Here is a 6,462-nt window from a genome sequence, read left to right on the forward strand (position 1 = left end):
AATTATCACTATTCACATACCAGCTGTCATAAGAGTAAAGCCCTACATATTCAATGTTGGCATCAGTGACTTCCTTTATAATTCCTGAACTGATGTCGGAAGTAATGTGAGATTCTCTTATTATTTTTTTATCATCCAAAATAAGCGCCCCGGTATAGGCGATCTTAAGCTCATTCAATTTCAGTTGACTGCCTACTGTATTGATCCCTTTGGGCATCCGGGCTGAAATATAGTACATGGGTGTATTGTAAACACGTTGAACTCGTTGTATTTCAGTAGTTACATTGTTGGATATTGCTTTTTGGGTAGTTATCAGGGTTCCGTCAATATCAAGAAAAATAGCCTTTATTGTTTGTTTCAATCTGTCCCTTTTTTGGCAAAAATAAGCACTAGCACCAATAGAACAAATGCTGGCACATGTTTTTAACTGAGATATCCAAACAGTTACAATATGGATAAATTAGAAATTAAAGGCAACTGGAATAAGTGGAAAGGAAAGATTAAGCAAGCCTTTGGTAACTTAACAGACGATGATATTAAATATGAAGAGGGTAAAGATGAAGAATGGATGGGCCGCATGCAGGAAAAAACGGGTAAAACCCGCGATGACCTGGTAAAATGGCTCAAATCATTAGGCTAACACTTATTTCCACCAATAAAAAAGAAGGGGCTTTTAAATAGCTCCTTCTTTTTTATGTACTGATTCAAAACTTACCATGAAATAGAAATCACTAATCAGTAATTATTTTAACCGATCAATAGCCGGGTCTGTTCTGCGTATCCTTCAACTTGCCTGAATCTTTTGTACGGCTGCTATCCTGGTTACTACCGGTAACCGGCGGTTGCGGATAGGCGTTGGCGGGGTCAACATGATGTACCGCATTCATTGAATCAGCATTATTGCCAGTTGAATCATTTCCCTGTGTACCCTTATTTTCACCACCATTTCCACAATACATGCAACCACATATCGCCAAACCGGCCAGCAGCTGGTAGAAAATATTAGTCTTTTTCATAAGAATATCCTTTTTCTAACTTCTGAAATAATCATTCCAGCCTGCTGCAATGCTGTGGAAATATGGCAACACTCCCCCGTCTGCCGCATAAAAAACGCAGCCCCAAATGTAAAATTGGTTTGGTAATTTTAAACACTATGAGAAAATTATTGATTGCCTGCTTGTTATTTCCGGTGTCCCTGGTAGCCCAAACCAAAGAAGAAATAAAGCAGTGGGAGCAACAGGCAAAACAGGTTACTATCATCCGTGATAATTGGGGTATTCCGCATATTTATGGAAAAACCGATGCCGACTGCGTATTTGGGTTACTGTATGCCCAGTGTGAAGATGATTTTAAAAGAGTGGAAGCCAATTACATTGATATTTTAGGCCGAAGTGCAGAAATTTACTGCGAAAAAAACCTGTATACCGATCTATACACCCGCCTGCTGATCGATTCGGCCGGCGCCAAAAGCGACTATATAAACAGTCCGGCCTGGTTAAAAAAACTGTTGAATGCCTTTGCAGCTGGCGTTAACTATTATTTATACAAACACCCATCGGTAAAACCCGCATTACTCACCCGTTTTGAGCCCTGGTTCCAGCTTATGTGGACGGACGGCAGCATTGCAGCCATTCAAAGCGGCGGGTTAACCATTGACGAATTAAAAAGATTCTATACCAACGATCCCACAACCACGGTTCAGGCCAGGAAAATAGAGGAAGAAACAGCCACCGGTTCCAATGGATTTGCACTGGCGCCAACCCGTACGGCATCGGGCAATGCTATACTATATATCAATCCGCATGTAACATTTTATTTCAGACCCGAAGTACATGTGATCAGTGAAGAAGGTCTGAATGCATATGGAGCTGTAACCTGGGGACAACTATTCGTTTACCAGGGATTTAATGAGCATTGCGGGTGGATGCATACTTCCGGCTATTCAGATGTATCTGATCTGTATGCAGAAACGATCAGCAAACAGGGGAAGCAATTGTTTTATCAATACGAAAAAAAGCAATTACCGGTAAAGCAACGCGCTGTTACGCTCAGTTACAAAGATGGTGATCAAATAAAAACGACAACCATCCACACCTGGTACACGCAACATGGCCCTGTTATGGGTAGCCGGAATGGTAAATGGCTCAGTGTAAAGGCCAATAACCGTTCTATGAGTTCATTGATACAATCGTGGCAGCGTACCAAAGCAAATGGATTCGAAACGTTTAAAAAGAATATGGAGCTCTTATCGAACGCCTCTAATAACACGGTGTTTGCAGATGATAAAGGAAACATTGCGTACTGGCACGGCAATTTTATTCCGCGTCGCAATACCGCCTATGACTGGAGCCAGCCAGTGGATGGCAGTACAAAAGCCACTGACTGGAAGGGCCTGCATACATTGAATGAGACCATTCATTTGTACAACCCGGCCAGTGGATTTATTCAGAACTGTAATTCCACACCGTTTACCGCTTCTGGGAGTAGCAGTCCGAAAAAAGCGCAATACCCTGCGTATATGTTAACCGAGCCAGAAAACTTCCGGGGCATTACCGCAGCGCGCTTGTTGGCGAAGGCACAAAAATTCACCATCGATTCCATGATCGCTAATGGGTATAACACCACCCTTTCGGCCTTTGAAGAGTTAATTCCCGCCCTCATCAGGGGATATGAAAAAGACCTTTCAAAAAGCGATTCTATATATACTAAACTGGCCGAACCAATCAGCCTATTAAAGCAATGGGACCTGCAATCGACTGTTTCTTCTGTGGCCACTACCCTGGCCATTGAGTGGATACAAAAATTATTACCCCTGATGAGCCAGGTACGGGTAAATGGAAAAGAGGTTGATTTGGTAACGCGGGTGCATATATATACTCAAACCGCCTTAACCGCCGAATTAACCGGCACCTTACTTTCTGTTGTAAACGAATTAACTGCCAGATACGGCAGCTGGAAAATGTCCTGGGGCGAGATTAACCGTTATCAACGATTGACAGGCGATCTGAATGAAACATATGATGATAATAAACCAAGTTTGCCGGTAGGAATGGCTGCCTCTACCTGGGGATGTTTGCCTTCGTTTGTGAGTAGATACAATAGTGGCTCCTTAAAAAGATATGGCTACAATGGCAACAGTTTTATTTGTGCCGTAGAATTTGGTAAGAAGGTAAAAGCAAAATCATTACTCGCCGGCGGTGAAAGCGGCGACCCCAATTCCAAACACTTCGGCGATCAGGCGGAGATGTATACGAAAGGTTTATTTAAAGATGTGTTGTTCTATAAAGAAGATGTGTTGAAAAACGCCGGGCGAACATATCATCCAGGGGAGTGAAATAAAAAAGCCCGTAAGGCAATTCTCACCTTACAGGCCAATGAATTAATTCGTACAACTTATCCCTTATAATAAGGCATATTCGCATCAGCAAACTTCTTCTGCACAGCTTCCCAGGTATTCATTGTTTGGGTGCGTTCTTTGTTCACCGTATTGTTAGTTTTGTTGAAGTTATTGACAGCTTCGTTGTATTCACTCACGGTTTTGTTAAAACCATCCACATCTTCTTTGGTACGGCTGCTGGCAGGTTTTGCTTCGAACGACTTCTTTGTTTTAGTGAAGTTCTCTTCCTTCAAATAAAAGTCGGTGAGCTTGGGCACATCGGTCTCCGCCATTTTCTTATAATACTTCAACACATCCCGGCAGGCATTAGCCAGTGAAGGATCGCCATTGAAGCTTTTCAGCGTATCAAGTCCTTTTAAACCCTCAGTGGCAAAGCGCAACAAAGAGCTGCGTGATTGCTCCACATCATTCACCTTTTTATTGTTCATCGCACTCACCATTTCCATATCCTGCCAGTTGCATTTGAAGAAGATGAGGAACACCGAATTGGTATAATTGTTAAGTTTACCGGCAATGTCGAGTTTGCTGCTTAAAGCATTCTGAGTACTATCTACTCTTACGTTATACTTAGCTGCAAAATCCATGGCTGTTTTGTGCAGCTGGTTTGACCCTTCATTCAATTTTTCCGATACTTTATCCTGTAACAACAGGTAAGCCGACATACCATCAAATGACTGCTCAGCCACTTCTTCCATATCGACTATCTTTTTATAGTCTTCGTTAAAAACGCGGTAGCACAATGTGATGTAATCAATAGCTCCCTGACGAAGCGTGTTATCGCCTTTGTATTTTGGCAGGTCGGTTGTTTTGTATTTGCATTGATTGATGGTCTCGATCACTTCTGCGCGTAACTTTTCTACTTTACGGGCTTTACGGCCATGGGCTGCTGCACTCAGGTATTGCATATACTTCACGTCCATGCCGCTGCGGGCATTAGTAATAGCGGTCATGTATTCACCTGGATTATCAATGGCCTGTCCCTGCGATGATAAGGTAATACTCATACATACCATGAGTAACATGAGAAGGTTGTGTACATTTTTTTTCATAGCTGATTGTTTGGCTATTATAAAAGGGTTTTTGGTTACTGTTTCATAGTGCCGAGTACCTGATAGGCGATCTTTACATACGCATCGTTTAGCAGGTTCTCTTTCCATTCGCCATCTAGCTCATTATCGTGCTCGTGCTGCTTTTGCGTGGCGGGTTTTACTACTTTATAAATGGGTTTGTCATCCTTTGGCTCTTTGAGCGATTCAACCTGTTGTTCTTTTGCCTTCTTCCGCTGCCAGGCCTCATCTATGAACAACGAAATATCTTTTTTTGCACCGGCTGTTTTTGTGTACTCAATATACCGTTGTACATAATTAAAGTAAGGGGATGCCGCCATTTCTTTCTTTGCTACAGCATCTGCAGCGCCCACCGGTAATGGAGCCAGTGGTTTATAATATTTGTTAGGATCAATAGTCGTCGCCGGCAATGCATATTTTTCATTCACCTCCCGTTCAGGAACTGCATCAGTTAAATCGGGCAAACTGATATCGGGTTTCACACCATGCGCCTGCGCCGTGGTGCCATTTATCCGGAACAGCCTGGAAGTAGTTAGTTTTATATAACTGGAGGCAACCGTTTTTCCATTGAAGTTTTCGAGGTTAATGGTGGTGTCCATGGGCAAAACAATCTGTGCAGTAGCTTTTCCATAAGTTGGTGAGCCAACGATCAATGCGCGGTGATAATCCTGCATTACCGCTGCCACCATTTCCGAGGCGGAGGCGCTGAAGCCATTTACCAGCAACAACAAGGGCCCATCATAGATGGTACCGCGCACCGCATCCTTCAACGTTTCTGGTTTGGGCACCGCTTTATATTTCAGCTGGGCTACCGGACCAGCATCTATAAATATCCCTGACAGTTCAACTGCTTCCTGCAGTGATCCGCCGCCGTTATAGCGCAGGTCGATCATCAATCCTTCAATGTTCTCTTTCTTTAATTTGATGATCTCTTTGGCCACATCATTGGCGCAACCATTTATGCCCAGCGTGCCTTCCCAATCTGAATAAAATGCAGGCAATGAAATATAACCCACTTTGCGGTCCCCCTGCAGGATATAGCTTTTTACTTTATCCTCCTCTTCATCTTCCTGTTCTTCCACACGTTCTTTATGTAAGGCCACCTGTTTGGTAGTACCATCTGCTTTTTTCACCGTAATATTAACCGTATTTCCTCCTGAGGCCGCCAGCGTTCTTTCAATCTCTTCTACTTCCGCATCGGCTACATCAATAGGCTCTTTCTTTTCCCATTGTATGGATTGTACCTTGTCGCCTTTATTTAACCGGCCGCTTTGATAGGCTGAACTTCCCGGTTTTAAATAATCGATCTGCGCATGCCCGTCTTCATCTTTGCTAAAAGTCAATCCATATTCGAGTGGCTTCTTGCCCAGGTGGCTCTCAAAATCCTCCTTAGCATCGGAGGAGAAATACGCCGTATGCGGGTCATAGGTAACAGCCAGCGCCTGGCAATACATATTGCCGATCATGAATTCAATTCCCAGCGGACTTTGCAATATTCTTTTTACCGATCTCTTAATAGTAACATTAGCCTTTTTTCTCAAAGAGGGCTCCAGGCTGTCTACGAGTCTCTTTGTTGGCTGTTTTGTTGGATAGGCGAGTTCGTTGTATTCCAGTATACCTGCCAGCACCGTCATCTTCAGCAGCTTGTACATTTTCACATGCATGGCTGGTATGCCTGTGGGATAAGTAGTGTCTTCCGCTACGGTATACTTTTCTTTCAGGGTGAAATTAAAAGGCGTTTTACAAATATTATCCAGCATGGTATCTGCCTGAAGCAGCCGCTGTTTATAGGTAGTTACCAATAATTGCAGGAAGTCTGATTTTTTACCCTTGATCTGGTCATCGAGTTGCAGGCGATAGGCGGACAGGTTTTTTATATCGTCCTGCGAAAAAAATATACGTTGTACATCCAACTCCTGCATCAACTCGTTGAAGATGGCTTCTGATCGCTCATCATCTAACGGGCGGGGTTGAATGTGATATTTATCCACCATGCGG

At 43.3% G+C, this 6,462-nt stretch carries 6 protein-coding genes; 2 read left to right on the plus strand and 4 right to left on the minus strand.

Features of this window, described 5'->3' with window-relative positions; genetic code table 11:
• A partial coding sequence (locus tag ACJ751_RS13905) for an HAD family hydrolase (protein ID WP_407746100.1) occupies positions 1-361 on the minus strand: 361 nt, incomplete at its 3' end.
• A gap of 90 nt (positions 362-451) precedes the next feature.
• Between ACJ751_RS13905 and ACJ751_RS13910 the strand changes: the two genes are divergently transcribed.
• Complete coding sequence (locus ACJ751_RS13910; protein ID WP_407746101.1) at positions 452-640, plus strand: CsbD family protein; 189 nt, start codon at positions 452-454, stop codon at positions 638-640.
• A 115-nt stretch (positions 641-755) separates the two neighbouring features.
• Here ACJ751_RS13910 and ACJ751_RS13915 read toward each other — a convergent pair whose 3' ends face one another.
• Positions 756-1,016, minus strand: a complete 261-nt coding sequence (locus ACJ751_RS13915) for a hypothetical protein (RefSeq protein ID WP_407746102.1) — start codon at positions 1,014-1,016, stop codon at positions 756-758.
• Between the two features lie 137 nt (positions 1,017-1,153).
• Between ACJ751_RS13915 and ACJ751_RS13920 the strand changes: the two genes are divergently transcribed.
• A complete protein-coding gene (locus ACJ751_RS13920) occupies positions 1,154-3,334 on the plus strand; it encodes a penicillin acylase family protein (protein ID WP_407746103.1) in 2,181 nt (726 codons plus the stop codon).
• Positions 3,335-3,393: 59 nt separating this feature from the next.
• On the opposite strand, the gene ACJ751_RS13925 is transcribed toward ACJ751_RS13920, so the two are convergent.
• Together ACJ751_RS13925 and ACJ751_RS13930 are read right to left on the minus strand one after the other, a co-directional pair.
• Positions 3,394-4,446 carry a hypothetical protein gene (locus ACJ751_RS13925; RefSeq protein WP_407746104.1) on the minus strand — a complete coding sequence of 351 codons (1,053 nt, stop codon included), beginning with the start codon at positions 4,444-4,446 and terminating at the stop codon, positions 3,394-3,396.
• A gap of 35 nt (positions 4,447-4,481) precedes the next feature.
• On the minus strand, positions 4,482-6,462 hold a 1,981-nt coding region (locus ACJ751_RS13930; RefSeq protein ID WP_407746105.1), incomplete at its 5' end, for a carboxy terminal-processing peptidase.

Source organism: Niastella sp. (genome assembly GCF_045805085.1).
Lineage (GTDB): Bacteria > Bacteroidota > Bacteroidia > Chitinophagales > Chitinophagaceae > Niastella.